Origin of the sequence: Cellulomonas sp. HD19AZ1 (genome assembly GCF_004535805.1) — a bacterium.
Taxonomy (GTDB): domain Bacteria; phylum Actinomycetota; class Actinomycetes; order Actinomycetales; family Cellulomonadaceae; genus Cellulomonas; species Cellulomonas iranensis.
On record NZ_SPHX01000001.1, the window covers coordinates 770,813 to 789,381 of the forward strand.

The following is an 18,569-nucleotide window of genomic DNA, read 5'->3' on the forward strand; positions in this document are numbered from 1 at the left end:
CGAGGCCCCGACCACCGGGCGGCGGTCGGGGCCTCGTCGAGCGGGCCAGGGTGTGGGTCGGTCGGTCAGTCGGTCGGCGCGGACGCGTCGCCCTCGGCGGCGCGCGCGGCGTCGACGTCGGCCGCGAGCGTCCCCAGGTACAGCTGGATGACCTTGGGGTCGTTCATCAGCTCGCGGCCGGGCCCCGAGTAGGCGTTGCGCCCCTGGTCGAGCACGTACGCGCGGTCGCAGATCTGCAGCGCGCGGCGCGCGTTCTGCTCGACGATGACGACCGACACGCCCGCCTTGTTGATGCGGCGCGTGCGCAGGAACGCCTCGTCCTGACGCACGGGCGACAGCCCGGCCGACGGCTCGTCGAGCAGCAGGACCGACGGCTCGGGCATGAGCGCGCGCGCCATCGCGACCATCTGCCGCTCCCCGCCGGACAGCGCCCCGGCACGCTGCTTGCGCCGCTTGGTCAGCTCGGGGAAGAGGTCGAGCACGACCTCGAGCCGCTCGGAGAACTTCGCGGGCGTCTGGTAGACGCCCATCTGGAGGTTCTCCTCGATGGTCAGGCTCGGGAACACGTTGTTCGTCTGCGGCACGAACCCGACGCCGCGGCGCACGAGCGCGTCGGCGCGCAGGTTGCTGATCTCCTCGCCCTGCAGCGTCAGGGAGCCGCTGCGGATGCCCACCAGCCCGAACAGCGCCTTGAGCAGCGTGGACTTGCCGGCTCCGTTGGGGCCGATGATCCCGACGAGCTCGCCGGGGTGGAGCACGAGCGAGCAGCCGTTGAGGATGTTGACGCCCGGCAGGTAGCCGGCGACGAGCTCGTCGGCGTGCAGCAGCGGCTCGCCGGCGGGCGCGCCGCGGTGCAGCGCGGGTGCGGTGGTCTCGGTCACGGTGCGGTCCCCTCCGCCTTCTCGGCGTCTTCGAGCTCGGCGTCGGCCTCGGCCTGCGCCTCGGCGTCGATCACGCCGCCCTCGTCGAGCAGCGCGTCGTCGCCCAGGTCGGTGTCGTGGTGCGCACCGAGGTAGGCGTCGATCACTGCCTGGTCGGCCATCACCTCCGACGGGGGGCCCTCGGCGACCACCTGCCCCTGCGCCATGACGACGACCCAGTCGGAGATGTGCCGCACCATGTGCATGTCGTGCTCGACGAACAGCACCGACGTGCCGGAGTCGCGCAGGTCGGTGATGTGCCCGAGCAGGGACTGCGTGAGCGCGGGGTTCACGCCCGCCATCGGCTCGTCGAGCATGACGAGCGCGGGGTTGGACATCAGCGCGCGCGCCATCTCGAGGAGCTTGCGCTGCCCGCCCGACAGCGAGCCGGCGAAGTCGTCCTTCTTGGCGTCGAGCTTGAACCGCTCGAGCAGCGACATCGCCTTGTCGGTGATCTCGCGCTCGCGCGCGGCCCACAGCGGCTTCACGAGCGCCGCGAACAGCCCTTCGCCCGGCTGGTCGCGCGCGCCGAGCCGCATGTTGTCGAGCACCGTCATGCGCGCGAGCGCCTTCGTGAGCTGGAACGTGCGGACCATGCCGGCCTTCGCGACGCGCGACGCCGCGACACCCGCCAGCGGCGTGCCGTCGAACACCCACGTGCCCGTGTCGGGCTTGTCGAACCCCGTCATGAGGTTGAAGAACGTGGTCTTGCCCGCACCGTTGGGGCCGATGAGCGCCGTGATGACGTTCTTCTGCACCTCGAGGTGCTCGACGTCGACGGCGTTGACGCCGCCGAAGCTGCGCCGCACGCCGTCCGCGACGAGCACGGCGTCGGGCTTGCGTACCCCCGGGACGCGGGGGACGTGCGCGAGGTCGCGCCGGGCCTGCTCCACGACGTCCTTAGCGGGCATTGATCGCCAGCTCCTTCTTGTCGCCCAGGATCCCCTGGGGGCGGAACACGATGAGCGCCATGAGGGTCAGGCCGACCAGCACCCAGCCGATCTGCTCGATCTGCTGGACGGACAGCGCGTCCGCCGGGACGATCCCGCGCAGGAACCCGCGGACGAAGACCAGCGCGCCCCAGAACAGCAGCGAGCCGAGCACCGGGCCCAGGACCGTCGCGGCGCCCCCCAGCAGCAGGATCGTCCAGGTGTTGAACGTGACGGGCCGTCCCAGGGAGTCGGCCTGCACGGAGCTCGCGAGGACGAACACGATGCCGCCCAGCGCACCGAACACGCCGCCGAGCACGAGCGCCTGCAGCTTGTAGCCGTAGACGTTCTTGCCGAGCGCCCGCACGGCGTCCTCGTCCTCGCGGATGCCCTTGAGGACCCGTCCCCACGGGCTGCGGATCAGGCGCCACACCAGCAGGCACGCGAGCAGCACGAGGGTCCAGCCCACGATGCGCAGCCACCACGAGTTCGACGTGTTGGTCGCGAGCGTGAGCGGCCCGAGGGTCCACCGCTCGTCGGGGAACGGCGACGCGTCCTGGAACGTGTGCTTGAACGCGTTGCCCGTGAGCCCCTCGGAGCCGCCCGTGACGTCGGTCAGCGCGGTCGACCGTCCGATCATGCGGACGATCTCGGCGGCGGCGATCGTGACGATCGCGAGGTAGTCGCCCCGCAGTTTGAGGGTCGGGAGGCCGAGCAGCAGCGCGAAGACCACCGACAGCGCGATCGCGACGACGAACGCGAGCCACAGCGGCGCGCCCTGCACGGTCGCGACGGCGAACCCGTACGCGCCCAGCAGCATGAAGCCGGCCTGGCCCATGTTGATCAGGCCCGTGAGCCCGAAGTGGATGTTCAGGCCGATCGCGGCGAGCGCGTACGCGATCGCGGTCGGGCCCAGCATCTCGTTGAGGACGTTGGTGAAGAGCTGTCCGAAGTCCATGAGCGACGACCTCCCGCTAGCCGATGCGCTCGGCGCGCCCGAGGATGCCCTGCGGCCGCAGCAGCAGGACGAGGATGAGGATGACCAGCGCGCTCGCGTACCGCATGTCGTTGGGCAGCACGAGGGTCGAGAGCTCGACGACCAGCCCGATGACGAGCGCCCCGAGGACCGCGCCGAGCGGCGAGCCGAGGCCGCCCAGCGTGATCGCGGCGAACATCAGCAGCAGCAGCGTCGAGCCGAAGTTGAAGCGGGTGGTGTTGAGGTAGAGCGCGAGCAGCACGCCGCCGAGCGACGCGAGCGCCGCGGACGCGACCCACACCCGGCTGATGACGGACTCGACCTTGATGCCGGTCGCCGCGGCCAGCGCGGGGTTGTCCGAGACGGCGCGCGTCGCGCGTCCCAGCCGCGTGCGGGCGAGCGTGAACGCGACCGCCGCGAGCACGACGAGCGCGACGGCCACCGAGACCAGCGACTGCGCGGAGATCTGCACGGGCCCCAGCTGCATGCGCTGCGAGATCCCGGAGACGATCGGCGCGGGCTGCGCGCCGAACGCGAACAGGAACGCCGACAGCAGCGCGAGCGACAGGCCGATCGTGACGATCATCTGCTGCGTGATCCCCACGCCGCGGCGTCGCAGCGGCGCGAACAGCAGCGTGTTCAGCAGCCACCCGGCCGCCGCGCCCGCCACGGTCGCGACGACGATCGCGAGCCACAGCGGCAGGTGCCACCACTGGACCGCCATGAACGCGGTCATGCCGCCGAGGGTCACGAGCTCGCCGTGCGCGAAGTTCGACAGCCCGGTCGTGCCGTAGATGAGGTTGGCGCCGAGCGACGCGAGCGCCAGCAGCACGCCGAAGACCGTGCCCGCGAGGAGCAGCTGGGCGTACCGGTTGGTGCCCGGGCCGGCGGACGCCTCGGCGCTCGCCTCGGCCTCCGCACCGGCGTCGGCGTCGGCGCTCGCACCCGGCGACGGCGACGTGGTCGCGCCGCCCGTCGGGCTCTCGGTCGCGCCGCCGCCGGCCTCGCCGGGCGGCACGACCTGCACGATGCGCCCGGCGGAGCGACCCAGCGCGACCGTGACCGTCGCGGGGTTCGCGGCCGGGTCCTTGAGCACGGTGCCGGCCGGCAGCGTGCCCTCGTCGACCGTCACGGTGTAGTCGCCCGCCGCCGTGAGCGCGAACGCCGCCTTGCCGGCCGCGTCCGTCGTGGCCTCGAGCGTCCCCGCCTCGCCCTCGACGGTCAGGGCGGCCCCCGCGACGGGCCCCGTCCCCGGCACCGTGACGGTGACGTTGAGGCACGCGGTGGCGTCGTCGGGGCTGCACGGTGTGGTCGCCGCCTGTGCCGACCCGGCGACGCCGAGCGTCGTCAGGGCCGTGAGGAGGGCGAGCACGACGGCCGCGCCTCCACGTCGCAGGGCGACGGATCGGTCCCGGTACGCGACTGCTCGCACGGTGACCTCCGTCCTGGTGGTCGGGCACGGGCGCCTGGGCGCCGCACGTCGATGTGATGGGCCCTCGCCCACCGGTCAGCAGACGATAGGGACGAATTGTGTCCTGTTCATTTCCGGTGCGCGAGCGTTGCGTGGCATCTGTTTCGCGTGAATGTCGGCGACGACTCGACCTGCGGCCGACGTGACGGGGTTCACCGGGACGGGGCACGCCGGGCCCCTAGGCACGACGCCGGACCTGGGCCATGATCGACCTGGCGCCGACCGGGGGAGACCGGCGCCGCGACCCACCCTCGTCCCCGGGAGGCCCGCAGTGCGGCCAGGTGTGCACGTCCGACCCGCGACGTCGTCCGACCTCGAGGGCCTCGTCGACCTCTGCCTGCAGGCGCGCGCGGAGTCCGGCGTGGGGCGTCAGCTCTGCTCCGACGACCGCGACGAGCTGCGCGAGCAGCTCGCGGTCCTCGGCTCGGTCGACGGCGGGACGGTCCTCGTCGCGACGTGCGACGACGAGCTCGCGGGTCTCGTGCTGTGCCGCACGATGGGCCCGGGCCTGATGTCGCGGGCCGTCGTGCTCAGCCTCGACGCGGTGTACGTGCGGCCCCAGTGGCGCCGGCGCGGCCTCGGCCACGCGATGCTGCAGGCGGCGGCCGAGCTCGCCGAGGACGCGGGCGCCGGCGACGTGTACGCCGCGCCGCTGCCCGGCTCGCGCGGCATGCAGCGGTTCCTGGCCCGGCTCGGCTTCGCGCCCGCGGGCGGCCACCGGGTCGTCGCCACGTCCGCGCTCCTGCGCCGGCTCGCGCTCGACGTCCCCGCGCCGGCGCGGCGGTCGTCGGTGCGGGGCATCGAGGACCTCATCGAGCGCCGGCGGCGCGCGCGGCAGCGCGTGGCCGGTGACGACGACGCGCCGCGTCAGGCCGGTGCGTCGATGAGCATGCAGGTGAGGCGCGCGGTGCACAGCCGTCGGCCGTCCTCGTCGGCCACCTCGACCTCGTAGGTCGCCACCGAGCGGCCGAGGTGCAGCGCGCGGGCCGTGCCGGTCACGGTGCCGCCGCGCGCGGCGCGGTGGTGCGTGGCGTTGAGCTCGACGCCGACGGCCGCTCGCCCCGGGCCCGCGTGCGCGACCGCCGCGAGCGACCCGAGCGTCTCGGCCAGCGCGGCGGACGCGCCGCCGTGCAGCAGCCCGTACGGCTGCGTGTTGCCGTCGACGGGCATCGTGCCGACCGCGCCGTCCGGCCGCACCTCCAGCACGTCGATGCCGAGCCGGGCGATCAGCGTGCCGTCGGTCGGGGGCATGGCGAAGGGCGCGGCGGTGTCGGACATGGCAGATAGGTTGGCACCGTGAGCGCCGACCAGCCAGCGACCAGCACCACGACCACCCCGCGCCTGCTCCTGATCGACGGGCACTCGATGGCGTACCGCGCGTTCTACGCGCTCCCCGTGGAGAACTTCGCGACGTCGTCCGGCCAGCCGACCAACGCGGTGTTCGGCTTCACGTCGATGCTCGCGAACCTGCTGCGCGACGAGGAGCCGACGCACGTCGCGGTCGCGTTCGACGCGGGCCGCACGACGTTCCGCACCGAGCGGCTCGAGTCGTACAAGGGCAACCGCGCCGCGACGCCCGAGCCCTTCCGCGGCCAGGTCGACGTCATCAAGCAGCTCCTGGCGACCATGCACGTGCAGGTGCTCGACAAGCCCGGCTTCGAGGCGGACGACATCCTCGCGACGCTCACGACGCAGGCGCGCGAGCAAGGCATGCACGTCGCCATCTGCTCGGGCGACCGCGACTCCTTCCAGCTCGTGTCCGAGACGGTCACCGTGCTGTACCCGGTGCGCGGCGTGTCGGAGATGGCGCGCATGACGCCGGAGGCGGTCGAGGCCAAGTACGGCGTGCCGCCGCAGCGCTACCCCGACGTCGCCGCGCTCGTGGGGGAGACCAGCGACAACCTGCCGGGTGTCCCCGGCGTGGGGCCCAAGACGGCCGCCAAGTGGATCGGCCAGTACGACGGCCTGGCGGGCGTGCTCGAGAACGCCGAGCGGATCACCGGCAAGGCCGGGGAGTCGCTGCGCGCGCACGTCGAGCAGGTCGCGCTCAACCGTGAGCTGAACCGGCTGCTCACCGACCTCGAGCTCCCGGTCGGCCCCGAGGACCTGGCGGTCCGCCCGTGGGACCGCGCGGCGCTGCACGCGCTGCTCGACGAGCTCGAGTTCCGGACCCTGCGCGACCGGCTGTTCGCGATGCTCCCCGACGAGGGACGCGACGAGCGCGTCGCGACCGCGGCGGCGCTCGACCTCGTCGAGACCGGTGTCGGCGGGCTCGCGGCCTGGCTCGACGCGCGTCGCGACGACGTGCTCGGCCTCGACGTCCGCGGTTCCGGCGCGCCCGCGCGCGGCGACGCGTGGGGCGTCGCGATCGCGGACGCCGCCGGGCAGGCCGTCGCGTACGACCTCACGGCGATCGACCCCGCGGACGAGACCGCGCTCGCGGCCTGGCTCGCGGACCCCGCGCGCGGCAAGGCGCTGCACGCGGCCAAGGAGGCGTGGCACGCGCTCGACGGTCGCGGCCTGCCCCTGCACGGCGTCACCTACGACACCGAGCTCGCGGCGTACCTGTGCCAGCCCGACCGGCGCGCGTACGACCTGCCGGACCTCGCGATCGGCTACCTGCACCGCGAGCTGGGGGGCGACGACGACTCGTCGGCGGGCCAGGGTGCGCTCGACCTCGAGGTGGACGGCGCGGACGAGGGGCGGCGTGCCGCGGTGCGGGCGGCCGCCGTGCGCGACCTCGTGGACGTGCTCGGCGCCGAGGTGGCCGACCGGGGCGCCGCGGGACTGCTGACCGACCTCGAGCTACCGCTGCAGGACGTCCTGGCACGCATGGAGCGCACCGGCATCGCGATCGACCGCGACGACCTGACCTCGCTCGAGCGCGAGTTCGACGCCCAGGTGCAGGCCGCGGCCGCCGACGCGTACGCGGTGATCGGCCGCGAGGTGAACCTCGGGTCGCCCAAGCAGCTGCAGGAGGTGCTGTTCGACCAGCTGGGCATGCCCAAGACCAAGCGGATCAAGACCGGGTACACGACCGACGCGGCCGCGTTGACGGACCTGTTCGCGCGCACGGGGCACCCGTTCCTCGAGCACCTGCTCGCGCACCGCGACACGATCCGGCTGCGCCAGACCGTCGAGGGGCTGCTGCGGTCCGTCGGCGACGACGGTCGCATCCACACGACCTTCCAGCAGACGATCGCCGCGACCGGGCGCCTGTCGTCGGCGGACCCCAACCTGCAGAACATCCCGATCCGCACCGAGGCGGGCCGGCAGATCCGCCGCACGTTCGTGGTGGGCCCGGGGTACGCCACGCTGCTCACGGCGGACTACTCGCAGATCGAGATGCGCATCATGGCGCACCTGTCGGGCGACGAGGGCCTCATCGCGGCCTTCCGCTCGGGGGAGGACCTGCACAGCTACGTCGGGTCGCGCGTGTTCGGCGTGCCGACCGACGAGGTCACGTCGGCGATGCGGTCGAAGATCAAGGCGATGAGCTACGGCCTCGCGTACGGCCTGTCGTCGTACGGGTTGTCGCAGCAGCTGTCGATCGAGGTGTCCGAGGCGTCGGCGCTCATGGCGGACTACTTCGAGCGCTTCGGCGGCGTGCGGGACTACCTCACGGGGGTCGTCGACCAGGCGCGCGCGACCGGCTACACCGCGACGATCCTCGGCCGCCGGCGGTACCTGCCGGACCTCACGAGCGACAACCGGCAGCGCCGCGAGATGGCCGAGCGCATGGCGCTCAACGCGCCGATCCAGGGCAGCGCGGCCGACCTCATCAAGGTCGCGATGCTCGGTGTCGACCGCGAGCTGACCCGCCGCGGGCTGACGTCGCGCATGCTGCTGCAGGTGCACGACGAGCTCGTGCTCGAGGTCGCCGACGGCGAGCGGGACGAGGTCGAGGCGCTCGTGCGCGAGCAGATGGGCCACGCGGGCGACGGTCTTCCGGGCGGTCCGCTCGACGTGCCGCTCGACGTCTCGGTGGGTGTCGGGGCGAGCTGGCACGCCGCGGGGCACTGACCGGCGCGCGACGGCGCGGCACCCCTCCCGCGACGGCGCGCCGCCGCGGGCCGCGCGCCGCGGCGTCGGGAGACCGCGAACCGGACGGGCGCGCAGGCTAGTCGCGCCCGTCCGTGTCGTCGCGCCCCGGAGCCGTGAGTCACCGGATCGCGTGACCTCGGTGGACGTCCGGCGCGACACGCCCGGCGTTTCGCGCCGCGAAGTCTGGATTGTGGGGGTGATGTAGGCCACAGTGGGCGACCTGCGGTCGGCGACGGTGCCGACCGGGACCCCCGGAGGTGCACGTGTCCGAGAGTCATCACGAGACCGACTACCAGCGTGTGCAGCGCTCGGCGGAGTTCCAGGACCTGCGGCGACGCTTCCGGCGGTTCGTCTTCCCGCTGACGGCGCTGTTCCTCGTCTGGTACTTCCTCTACGTGCTGCTCGCGAACTACGCGCACGACCTCATGAGCACGCGGGTCGCGGGGAACGTCACCGTCGGGCTGCTGCTGGGCCTGGGGCAGTTCGTGTCGACGTTCGTCATCACCATGGCGTACGCGCGGTGGGCCAACCAGAAGCAGGACCCGGTCGCCGAGCGGCTGCGCGAGCACATCGAGTCCGGCGCCGTGCTGGACGACGCCGCGAGCCGCCGCCACGGCGAGGGGGGCGTCGCGTGAGCGCGCTCACCGCCCCGGTCCTGGCCGCGGCCGCCCCGGCCGAGCAGGTCGGCGAGCCGGCCGTCAACATCGCGATCTTCGGCGCGTTCGTGCTCGTGACGATGGTCATCGTCTTCCGCGCGTCGCGGAACAACCGCAGCGCCGCCGACTACTACGCCGCCGGGCGCTCCTTCACCGGGCCGCAGAACGGCACGGCCATCGCGGGCGACTACCTGTCGGCCGCGTCGTTCCTCGGCATCTGCGGCGCGATCGCCGTCTACGGGTACGACGGGTTCCTCTACTCGATCGGCTTCCTCGTCGCGTGGCTCGTGGCGCTGCTGCTCGTCGCGGAGCTGCTGCGCAACACCGGGCGCTTCACGATGGCGGACGTGCTGTCGTTCCGCCTGCGGCAGCGGCCCGTGCGGATGGCGGCCGCGATCTCGACGCTCGCGGTCGTGTTCTTCTACCTGCTCGCGCAGATGGCCGGCGCCGGCGGGCTCGTCGCGTTGCTGCTCGGCATCGACAACGCCGCCGCGCAGGGGCTGGTCATCGCCGTGGTCGGCGCGCTGATGATCATGTACGTCCTGGTCGGCGGCATGAAGGGCACCACCTGGGTGCAGATCATCAAGGCCGTCCTGCTGATCGCCGGCGCGGGCGTCATGACGCTCTGGGTGCTCGCGCGGTACGGGTTCGACCTGTCCGCGCTGCTGCAGGGCGCGATCGACACCGCGGGCGAGGGCGGCGAGACCCTCATCGAGCCCGGCCGCCAGTACGGCGCGTCGGCGCTCACGCAGCTGAACTTCCTGTCGCTCGCCCTCGCGCTCGTGCTCGGGACCGCCGGCCTGCCGCACGTGCTCATGCGGTTCTACACCGTGCCGTCGGCCAAGGAGGCGCGCCGGTCGGTCGTGTGGGCGATCTGGCTGATCGGCATCTTCTACCTGTTCACGCTCGTGCTCGGCTACGGCGCCGGGGCGATCGTCGGGCCCGAGCGGATCCTCGGCGCACCCGGCAAGGCCAACTCGGCCGCGCCGCTGCTCGCCTACGAGCTCGGCGGGGTGTTCCTGCTCGGGATCATCTCGGCGGTCGCGTTCGCGACGATCCTCGCGGTCGTCGCGGGGCTCACGATCACGGCCGCGGCGTCGTTCGCGCACGACATCTACGCGTCGGTCATCAAGCGCGGCGAGGTCGCGCCCGACGGCGAGGTGCGCGTCGCGCGCATCACGGTCGTCGCGATCGGCGCGCTCGCGATCGTCGGCGGCATCTTCGCCAACGGGCAGAACGTCGCGTTCCTCGTCGCGCTCGCGTTCGCCGTCGCGGCGTCGGCCAACCTGCCGACGATCATCTACTCGCTGTTCTGGAAGCGGTTCAACACCGCGGGCGCGCTGTGGAGCATGTACGGCGGGCTCGTCTCGTGCGTGCTCCTCATCGCGCTGTCGCCGGTCGTGTCGGGCAAGGTCGACCCCGCGACGGGCGAGAGCCTGTCGATGATCCGCGACACGGGCGTCGACTTCGCGGTGTTCCCGCTCGAGAACCCCGGGATCGTGTCGATCCCGCTGGCGTTCCTGCTCGGGATCGTCGGCACGCTGCTGTCGAAGGAGAAGCCGCACCCCGAGAAGTTCGCCGAGATGGAGGTCCGCTCCCTCACGGGTGCGGGCGCCGAGAAGGCGACGTCCCACTGACCGGGGGAGCGCCCCGCTCAGGTGCGGGGTCGGTGCGCGCGCACGATCAGCGTCCCGGGCAGCCGGGCGCCGCGCACCGGCCCCCACCCGCCCCACACGCGCTCGTGGCCCGCCGGCCACTCGGGCTCGACCAGGCCGTCGAGCACGAGCCCGGCGCCCACGACGTCGGCGACGTGGTCGGCGACCGTGCGGTGGTACTCGGCGTACAGCACGCGCCCGTCGGCGGCCGTCTCGACGTACGGCCGGCGGTCGAAGTACGAGCGCGTCGCGGTCAGCCCGTGCTCGCTCGGGTCGTCGGGGAACGCCCAGCGCAGCGGGTGGGTGACCGAGAAGACCCACCGGCCGCCCGGCCGCAGCACGCGCGCGACCTCGCGGTGCACGCGCTCGGCGTCGGGCACGAACGGGAGGGCGCCGAACGCCGTGAACACGACGTCGAACGACGCGTCGGCGAACGGCAGCGCACGCGCGTCGGCCTGCACGAGCGGCGTGCGGGTGCCGGCCGCGGCGTCGAGCCGGGCGGCCGCGGCCAGCATGCCCGCCGACACGTCGGTCGCGACCGCGTCCGCACCCGCGACCGTGCGCAGCCAGCGCGAGCCCTGGGCGGCGCCCGCGCCGACCTCGAGCACGCGCGACCCGCGCACGTCGCCCAGCAGCCGGGCCTGCGACTCGCGCAGACCCTCGGGGCACCACAGCAGGTCGGCAGGTCCGAGGAACGCGCCGTGCTCGTCGAGGTACTCCTCGGCGTTCGCGTCCCACCAGCCGCGGGCCGCGCGGCCGCCGGCCTCCGCGGGCACGTCGTGGTAGCCCGCGTCGGCGAGCGCGTCGTCCTGGGATCCGTCGGTCACGCGCCCAGTCTGTCCGCATCACAACGCGTACCCAGCGGTAACACAGGTGTGACACAGCACACCTACCGTCGCGGGGGTTCCGCACGGCGCAGCGCACCGCTGCGTCCTGACGAAGGGTGGCACCAGTGAAGAGCAGGTGGCAGATCGTCGCCGTGGGCGTCGTGGCAGGGCTCGCCCTGACCGCGTGCGCCGCGAGCGACCGCGACGCGCAGGGCGGCACCACCGACGGCGCGAGCGGCGGCGGCCGTGACACGTTCATCTTCGCGGCGTCGTCCGACCCCGCGTCGCTCGACCCGGCCCTCGCCAACGACGGCGAGTCGTTCCGCGTCGCGCGGCAGATCTTCGAGGGCCTCGTCGGCGTCGAGCCGGGCACGGCCGACCCCGCGCCGCTGCTCGCCGAGTCGTGGGAGGTCAGCGACGACGGCCTGGAGTACACGTTCCGGCTCAAGGAGGGCGTGACGTTCCACGACGGCACCGACTTCGACGCCGACGCGGTGTGCTTCAACTTCGACCGGTGGAACGGCTTCACGGGCGTGCTGCAGTCCGAGTCGCTCTCGTACTACTGGCAGAAGGTCAACGGCGGCTTCGCGACGAGCGACGTCGCGACGCTGAACGGCACCGGCAAGTACGAGTCGTGCGAGGCTCCCGACGCGGGCACGGCCGTCGTGCACCTCAAGAGCCCGCTGCCCGAGCTGGTCTCGGCGCTCTCTCTCCCGGCGTTCTCGATGCAGTCGCCCACCGCGCTGCAGGAGTACGACGCCGACGGCGTCACGGGCGAGGGCGACGCCCCCGTGCTGCCCGCGTACGCGACCGGCCACCCGACGGGCACCGGCCCCTACACGTTCGAGTCCTGGAGCCCGGGCGAGCAGGTCGTGCTGACCGCCTACGACGACTACTGGGGCGACCAGGGCCAGGTGCGCCGCATCGTCTTCCCGATCATCTCCGACGCGACCGCGCGGCGGCAGGCCCTGCAGGCCGGCGACATCGACGGCTACGACCTCGTCGGCCCCGCCGACGTCGTCGCGCTCGAGGACGCCGGGTTCCAGATCGTCAACCGCGAGCCGTTCAACATCCTCTACCTCGGCATGAACCAGGCGAACCCCGACCTCGCCGACCCGCGCGTGCGCCAGGCCATCGCGTACGCGATCGACAAGGAGGCGCTCGTCGCGCAGACGCTGCCCGAGGGCACGGAGGTCGCGACGAACTTCGTCCCGCCGTCGGTCGCGGGCTGGAACCCCGACGTCGCGCAGTACGCGTACGACCCCGAGAAGGCGAAGGCGCTGCTCGCCGAGGCCGGGAGGTCCGACCTCACGATCGACTTCAACTACCCGACCAACGTGTCGCGGCCGTACATGCCGACGCCCGAGCAGGTCTTCACCGCGATCTCGGCGGACCTCGAGGCCGTCGGCATCACGGTCAACGCCGTGCCCGACCCCTGGAACCCCGAGTACCTCGACAAGATCCAGGGCGGCGCCGACCACGGCCTGCACCTGCTCGGGTGGACCGGTGACTACAACGACACCTACAACTTCATCGGCGTGTTCTTCGGGGCCCCGTCCAACGAGTGGGGCTTCGACGACCCGGCCCTCTTCCAGGCCGTCAACGACGCGCGCTACGTCGCCGACATCGACGAGCAGACGACGGCCTACGAGCAGGCCAACGCCGCGATCATGGACTTCCTGCCGGGAGTCCCGCTCGCGCACCCGGTCCCGTCGCTCGCGTTCAAGGCCGACGTCAAGGGCTACCCGGCCTCGCCGGTCCAGGACGAGGTCTACAACGTCGTCACGCTCGGCGACTGAGGGAGCGGCACCACCCGATGACCCGACTGATCCTGCGGCGCCTCGCGCTGCTCGTCCCGACCCTGCTCGGGCTGTCGGTCCTGCTGTTCCTGTGGGTGCGCGCTCTCCCGGGCGGGCCGGCGACGGCCCTCCTGGGGGAGCGCGCGACCCCGGAGGCGGTCGAGCGGATCAACCAGCTCTACGGCTTCGACCGGCCGCTCCCGCAGCAGTACGTGCAGTGGCTCGGCCAGCTCCTGCAGGGCAACTTCGGCGTCTCGACGCGCACGGGGCGGCCCGTGCTCGACGAGTTCCTCGCACGGTTCCCGGCGACGGTCGAGCTCTCGCTCGTCGCGCTGGTCGTCGCCGTCGGGCTCGGCATCCCGCTGGGCTACCTCGCGGCCCGGTACCAGGGCCGCGCGCTCGACCACGCCGCCGTCGTACTGTCCCTGCTGGGCGTCACGGTGCCGGTGTTCTTCCTCGCGTTCCTGCTCAAGTGGCTGTTCGCGGTGCAGCTCGGCTGGTTCCCGTCCTCGGGCCGGCAGGACCCCGCGATGATCGCGACCCACCCCACGGGGTTCTACGTGCTCGACGGCCTCATGACGCGCGAGTGGGACGCGAGCTGGGACGCCGTCGTGCACCTCGTGCTGCCCGCGCTCGCGCTCGGGTCGATCCCGCTCGCGATCATCGCGCGCATCACGCGCGCGTCCGTCATCGACGTGCAGCACGCCGACTACGTCCGCACCGCCCGGGCCAAGGGCCTGTCGGTGCCGCACGTGCGCCGGCGCGTGATCCTGCACAACGCGATGCTCCCGGTGTCCACGACGATCGGGCTGCAGGTCGGCCTGCTGCTGTCCGGCGCGGTGCTCACCGAGACGGTGTTCGCGTTCCCCGGCGTCGGCAAGTTCCTCGCCGACGCGGTGTTCGACCTCGACTACGCCGTGCTGCAGGGCTTCATCCTGCTCATCGCCGTGGTCTACGCCCTCGTCAACCTCGCGGTGGACGTGTCGTACGGCCTGATCGACCCGAGGATGAGGACGCGATGAGCGCACCCGAGGTGTACGAGGTCCCGCAGCCCCCCGTGGACCCGGGGGACGCGCTCGCGGAGGACCGCCGCGCGGGCGAGGCCCTGTGGCGGGTCGCGGCGCGGCGCCTGGTCCGCAACCCCGCGGCGCTGCTCGGCGCCGCGATCGTCGTCGCGTTCGTCCTGGTCGCGCTGCTCGCGCCGGTGCTCGCGCAGCACCCGGCCGGCGCCCTGCCGGGCCGGGCGGACGTGCGCCCGACCTTCATCCCCGGTCCGTCGGCCGCGCACCCGCTGGGGCTCGACCGGTACGGCGCCGACGTGCTGTCCCAGCTGATCTGGGGTGCCCGGTCGTCGCTGCTGATCGGCGTGCTCTCGACGCTGCTCGGCCTCGCGGGCGGTGCTGCCCTGGGGCTGCTCGCGGGCGCGTTCGGCGGCTGGGTCGACTCGGTGGCCATGCGGCTGGTCGACCTCATGCTCGCCGTGCCGAGCCTGCTGCTCGCGGTGTCGATCGCGGCGGTGGCCGGTCAGACGCCGTCGGCGGTGGTCGTCGCGATCGGCGTCGTGCAGGTGCCGGTCTTCGCGCGGCTGCTGCGCGGCTCGATGCTCGCGCAGCGCGGGCAGGACTACGTGCTCGCCGCGCGCTCCCTGGGGCTGTCGCGCCGCACCGTGACCATGAGCCACGTCCTGCCGAACAGCGTGTCGCCCGTGATCGTGCAGGCGACGCTGCTGCTCGCGACGGCGGTCATCGAGGCAGCCGCGCTGTCGTTCCTGGGCCTGGGCGGCGGCTCGCCCACCACGGCCGAGTGGGGACGCATGCTCGTCGCCGCGCAGAACGAGCTCGAGATCGCGCCGCGTCTCGCGCTGTGGCCCGGTGTCTGCATCTCCGTGACCGCGCTGGGGTTCACGTTGTTCGGCGAGGCGCTGCGCGAGGCCCTCGACCCGCGATCGAGGAGGCGGTGAGCGTGACGAGCGCACCCGGCACCACCGGCGGCGAGCAGCCGCTGCTCAGCATCCGTGACCTCGAGGTCACGTTCCGCACCGAGGCGGGCCGGTCGACGGCCGTGCGGGGCGTGTCGTTCGACGTCCGCGCGGGCGAGACCGTCGCCGTGGTGGGCGAGTCGGGGTCCGGCAAGTCCACCACCGCGGCGGCGGTCATCGGGCTGCTCGCCGGCAACGGCGCCGTGACCGGCGGGCAGATCCTCTTCCACGGCGAGGACCTCGTCACGTACGACGACGCCGCGATGCACCGCCTGCGCGGCGCGCGCATCGCGATGGTGCCGCAGGACCCGATGTCCAACCTCAACCCCGTGCGTCGGGTCGGCGCGCAGGTCGACGAGACGCTCGTCGACAACGGCGTCGTCCGCGGGCGCGGCGTGCGCGCGCGGACGGTCGAGCTGCTGGCCGAGGCCGGGCTGCCCGACGCGGCGCGGCGCGCGCAGCAGTACCCGCACGAGTTCTCGGGCGGCATGCGCCAGCGCGCGCTCATCGCGATGGGCCTCGCGGCGCGCCCGCAGCTGCTCATCGCCGACGAGCCCACGTCGGCGCTCGACGTCACGGTGCAGCGCACGATCCTCGACGGGCTCACCGACCTCACCGACCGGCTCGGGGTCGCCGTGCTGCTCATCACGCACGACCTGGGGCTGGCCGCCGAGCGCGCCGACCGGGTCGTCGTGATGTACCGCGGCGAGGTCGTCGAGCAGGGCGCCGCGCGCACGCTGCTGACCGACCCGCGGCACGAGTACACGCGCCGCCTGCTCGCCGCGGCGCCGTCGCTCGCGTCCCGGCGCATCGAGCTCGCGCGGCAGGGCGTCGCGGTCGCGCAGCCGGCCGGCGAGGACCTGCTCGCACCGACCGCGACCGTGCCCGACGGCGCCGCCGGACCGGCGGACGACGACGAGCGCCCCCTCGTGGAGGTCGACCACGTCACGAAGGTCTTCCGCCTGCGCGGGCGGGGACTGCTCGGCCGCGGCACCGACCTCACCGCCGTCGACGACGTGAGCTTCGTGATCCCGCGCGGGCGGACGGTCGCGGTCGTGGGGGAGTCGGGATCGGGGAAGTCCACGGTCGCGCGCATGATGCTCGACCTGCTGCCGCCGACGTCGGGGTCCATCCGGTTCGACGGCGTGGACGTCGCGTCGCGCGACCGCGCGGGCGAGGTCGCGTTCCGGCGGCGCGTGCAGCCGATCTTCCAGGACCCGTACGCGTCGCTCGACCCGTTGTTCACGGTGTACCGCACGATAGAGGAGCCGCTGCGCGCGCACGGCCTCGGCGACCGTGCGGCGCGGCGCGCGCGGGTCCGGGAGCTCATGGACCAGGTCGCGCTGCCCGCGGACCTGCTGCGGCGGTACCCGTCCGAGCTCTCGGGCGGTCAGCGGCAGCGCGTCGCGATCGCGCGGGCGCTCGCGCTCGAGCCCGAGCTCGTGGTGTGCGACGAGGCGGTCTCGGCGCTCGACGTCGTCGTGCAGTCGCAGATCCTGCACCTGCTCGCCGACCTGCAGGCGCGGCTCGGGCTGTCGTACCTGTTCATCAGCCACGACCTGGCGGTGGTCCGGCAGATCGCCGACCACGTGTGCGTCATGCAGGGCGGTCGGCTCGTCGAGCAGGGCACGGTCGACGACGTCTTCGGGGCGCCCCGGACCGCGTACACGCGGGCGCTGCTGGACGCGATCCCCGGTCGCGACCTCGACCTCGGGCGCAGCGCCTGACGAGCCGGGCGGGCCGTCGGCGCAGGTCGGCGGCCCGCCCGGGACCGAAGGCACGCGGCGTGGCCGGCGTCACTCGCTAGGGTGGTACCGGCGCCGCGTGGACGCGCGCCCCATCCCCCCGACCTCCCGGGGGTGACCCCTGCGAACGAGGAGCTGCAGCGTGCGAGTCGGTCTGCTGACCGGAGGCGGCGACGTCCCGGGCCTGAACGCCGCGATCCGAGCGGTCGTCAAGCGGGGGGAGGGTGAGCACGGGCACTCGATCATCGGCTTCCGCAACGGCTGGAAGGGCGTCGTCGACGGCGACGTCATGCCGATGGGACGCCAGCACATCCGCAACGTCCTGCCCACGGGCGGCACGCTGCTGGGCACCGCGCGGTTCCACCCGCACGCGTCCGACGGCGGGCTCGACGCGGTGCTCGCGACCCTCGAGGCCGAGCGCATCGAGGCCCTCATCTGCATCGGCGGCGACGGCACGCTGCACGCCGCGAGCAAGGTGGCCGAGGCGGGCGTCAAGGTCGTCGGCATCCCGAAGACCATCGACAACGACGTGTGGGGCACCGACGCGTCGATCGGCTTCGACACGGCCGTCAGCATCGCGACCGAGGCGATCGACCGCATCCACACGACGGCCGAGTCCCACAACCGCGTGATGATCGTCGAGGTCATGGGCCGCACCGCCGGCTGGATCGCGGTGACGTCCGGCATCGCGGGCGGCGCCGAGCTCGTGCTGGCGCCCGAGGACCCGTTCGACATCGACAAGGTCGTGAAGTTCCTCAAGCACCGGCACCGCGCGCACGCGAGCTTCTCGATCCTCGTCGTCGCCGAGGGAGCCGTGCCGGCCGAGGGCACCTCGATGCACTACGAGACGCAGGTCGGCAAGTTCGGCGAGATCGTCGCCGGTGCGATCGGCGAGCGGCTCAAGGTCGAGATCGAGCAGCGCACGGGCTTCGACACGCGCGTGACGGTGCTGGGGCACACGCAGCGCGGCGGCATCCCCACGGCGGCCGACCGGATCCTCGCGTCGCGCTTCGGCGTGGCGGCGATCGACGCGGTGACGGCCGGGACGACGAACGTCATGACGGCGGTCCGGGGCGAGGAGGTCGTGCTGGTCCCGATCCAGGAGATCGCCGGGAAGGTCAAGCACGTCCCGCAGGACCTGCTGACCGTCGCGCGGGCGCTCGCCTGACGGCCCCTTTGCCTGTGCCGCCGTCCACCCGATAGGGTGGACGGCGGTGATACGCGCGCTCTCGCGTTCTCGCCCTGCTCGTGGTCCGGCCCTCGGCCGACGTCGGGGGCGGGTTCCGGGAACACCCGGGCGATCGGCGCTGTTGCCGAGACGACACCACTCCTGTCCGCACTACATCCTGTCCGCATCGGAGCCCACCCCTACATGAGCATCTCCACCCCCGCGAAGCCCGCCGCCCCGCAGGTCGCGGTGAACGACATCGGTTCGGCCGAGGACTTCCTCGCCGCGATCGACGCCACCATCAAGTACTTCAACGATGGCGACATCGTCGAGGGCACCATCGTCAAGGTCGACCGCGACGAGGTCCTGCTCGACATCGGTTACAAGACCGAGGGCGTCAT

The 18,569-nt window shown here is 73.1% G+C and carries 15 protein-coding genes and 1 pseudogene; 10 read left to right on the forward strand and 6 right to left on the reverse strand.

Annotated elements, in window-relative coordinates:
* Positions 1–65 precede the first annotated feature (65 nt).
* The 4 genes from E4A51_RS03495 to E4A51_RS03510 are packed head-to-tail and all read right to left on the reverse strand — an operon-like array spanning position 66 to position 4,197.
* Positions 66–881: an ABC transporter ATP-binding protein gene (locus E4A51_RS03495; RefSeq protein WP_046528493.1), complete on the reverse strand. Its 816-nt coding sequence runs from the start codon at positions 879–881 to the stop codon at positions 66–68.
* Positions 878–1,831, reverse strand: coding sequence for an ABC transporter ATP-binding protein (locus E4A51_RS03500; protein WP_134850862.1), 954 nt, complete (start codon positions 1,829–1,831; stop codon positions 878–880). The genes E4A51_RS03495 and E4A51_RS03500 overlap by 4 nt, the downstream gene beginning before the upstream one ends.
* Positions 1,821–2,807, reverse strand: coding sequence for a branched-chain amino acid ABC transporter permease (locus E4A51_RS03505; RefSeq protein WP_046528491.1), 987 nt, complete (start codon positions 2,805–2,807; stop codon positions 1,821–1,823). Before E4A51_RS03505 ends, E4A51_RS03500 begins: the two co-directional genes overlap by 11 nt.
* Positions 2,808–2,823: 16 nt before the next feature.
* The gene (locus E4A51_RS03510) at positions 2,824–4,197 is read right to left on the reverse strand and encodes a branched-chain amino acid ABC transporter permease (protein WP_233421121.1); all 1,374 of its coding nucleotides are present in this window, start codon (positions 4,195–4,197) and stop codon (positions 2,824–2,826) included.
* A 382-nt stretch (positions 4,198–4,579) separates the two neighbouring features.
* Here E4A51_RS03510 and E4A51_RS03515 point away from each other — a divergent pair, with 382 nt between their 5' ends.
* The gene (locus tag E4A51_RS03515; protein WP_236686714.1) at positions 4,580–5,248 is read left to right on the forward strand and encodes a GNAT family N-acetyltransferase; all 669 of its coding nucleotides are present in this window, start codon (positions 4,580–4,582) and stop codon (positions 5,246–5,248) included.
* On the opposite strand, the gene E4A51_RS03520 is transcribed toward E4A51_RS03515, so the two are convergent.
* Entirely contained in the window at positions 5,164–5,574 is a 411-nt protein-coding gene (locus E4A51_RS03520) for a hotdog fold thioesterase (RefSeq protein ID WP_070319667.1), read from the reverse strand. The genes E4A51_RS03515 and E4A51_RS03520 overlap by 85 nt on opposite strands.
* An 18-nt stretch (positions 5,575–5,592) precedes the next feature.
* Here E4A51_RS03520 and polA point away from each other — a divergent pair, with 18 nt between their 5' ends.
* The 3 genes from polA to E4A51_RS03535 all read left to right on the forward strand — a co-directional run bounded on the left by polA (position 5,593) and on the right by E4A51_RS03535 (position 10,633).
* Positions 5,593–8,319 (forward strand): DNA polymerase I, encoded by a 2,727-nt coding sequence (gene polA / locus E4A51_RS03525; RefSeq protein ID WP_134850863.1) that lies wholly within the window; start codon positions 5,593–5,595, stop codon positions 8,317–8,319.
* A gap of 284 nt (positions 8,320–8,603) precedes the next feature.
* A complete protein-coding gene (locus tag E4A51_RS03530; protein ID WP_134850864.1) occupies positions 8,604–8,975 on the forward strand; it encodes a DUF485 domain-containing protein in 372 nt (123 codons plus the stop codon).
* 101 nt (positions 8,976–9,076) lie between these two features.
* Positions 9,077–10,633, forward strand: coding sequence for a cation acetate symporter (locus E4A51_RS03535; protein ID WP_240696366.1), 1,557 nt, complete (start codon positions 9,077–9,079; stop codon positions 10,631–10,633).
* A 17-nt stretch (positions 10,634–10,650) separates the two neighbouring features.
* Here the strand turns inward: E4A51_RS03535 and E4A51_RS03540 are convergent, their stop codons facing one another.
* Positions 10,651–11,478: a class I SAM-dependent methyltransferase gene (locus E4A51_RS03540; protein WP_046528486.1), complete on the reverse strand. Its 828-nt coding sequence runs from the start codon at positions 11,476–11,478 to the stop codon at positions 10,651–10,653.
* 125 nt (positions 11,479–11,603) lie between these two features.
* On the opposite strand from E4A51_RS03540, the gene E4A51_RS03545 reads away from it, so the two are divergent.
* From E4A51_RS03545 to rpsA, 6 genes and pseudogenes are all read left to right on the forward strand, one after another.
* Positions 11,604–13,277: an ABC transporter substrate-binding protein gene (locus tag E4A51_RS03545; protein ID WP_070318959.1), complete on the forward strand. Its 1,674-nt coding sequence runs from the start codon at positions 11,604–11,606 to the stop codon at positions 13,275–13,277.
* A gap of 17 nt (positions 13,278–13,294) precedes the next feature.
* Complete coding sequence (locus E4A51_RS03550; RefSeq protein ID WP_134850865.1) at positions 13,295–14,299, forward strand: ABC transporter permease; 1,005 nt, start codon at positions 13,295–13,297, stop codon at positions 14,297–14,299.
* A complete protein-coding gene (locus tag E4A51_RS03555; protein WP_070318961.1) occupies positions 14,296–15,237 on the forward strand; it encodes an ABC transporter permease in 942 nt (313 codons plus the stop codon). The genes E4A51_RS03550 and E4A51_RS03555 overlap by 4 nt, the downstream gene beginning before the upstream one ends.
* 2 nt (positions 15,238–15,239) lie before the next feature.
* Positions 15,240–16,982, forward strand: coding sequence for an ABC transporter ATP-binding protein (locus E4A51_RS03560; protein WP_134850866.1), 1,743 nt, complete (start codon positions 15,240–15,242; stop codon positions 16,980–16,982).
* Between the two features lie 160 nt (positions 16,983–17,142).
* On the forward strand, positions 17,143–18,168 hold the full coding sequence (locus E4A51_RS03565) for a 6-phosphofructokinase (RefSeq protein WP_046528483.1): 1,026 nt from the start codon (positions 17,143–17,145) through the stop codon (positions 18,166–18,168).
* A gap of 204 nt (positions 18,169–18,372) precedes the next feature.
* Positions 18,373–18,569: pseudogene (rpsA, locus tag E4A51_RS03570) on the forward strand (30S ribosomal protein S1); the annotation flags it as partial.

Coding starts and splice junctions, on each gene's coding strand:
- E4A51_RS03500 (WP_134850862.1), bottom strand. CDS start 1,831: ATGCCCGCTAAGGACGTCGTGGAGCAGGCCCGGCGCGACCTCGCGCAC.
- E4A51_RS03505 (WP_046528491.1), bottom strand. CDS start 2,807: ATGGACTTCGGACAGCTCTTCACCAACGTCCTCAACGAGATGCTGGGC.
- E4A51_RS03520 (WP_070319667.1), bottom strand. CDS start 5,574: ATGTCCGACACCGCCGCGCCCTTCGCCATGCCCCCGACCGACGGCACG.
- E4A51_RS03535 (WP_240696366.1), top strand. CDS start 9,077: ATGGTCATCGTCTTCCGCGCGTCGCGGAACAACCGCAGCGCCGCCGAC.
- E4A51_RS03550 (WP_134850865.1), top strand. CDS start 13,295: ATGACCCGACTGATCCTGCGGCGCCTCGCGCTGCTCGTCCCGACCCTG.
- E4A51_RS03555 (WP_070318961.1), top strand. CDS start 14,296: ATGAGCGCACCCGAGGTGTACGAGGTCCCGCAGCCCCCCGTGGACCCG.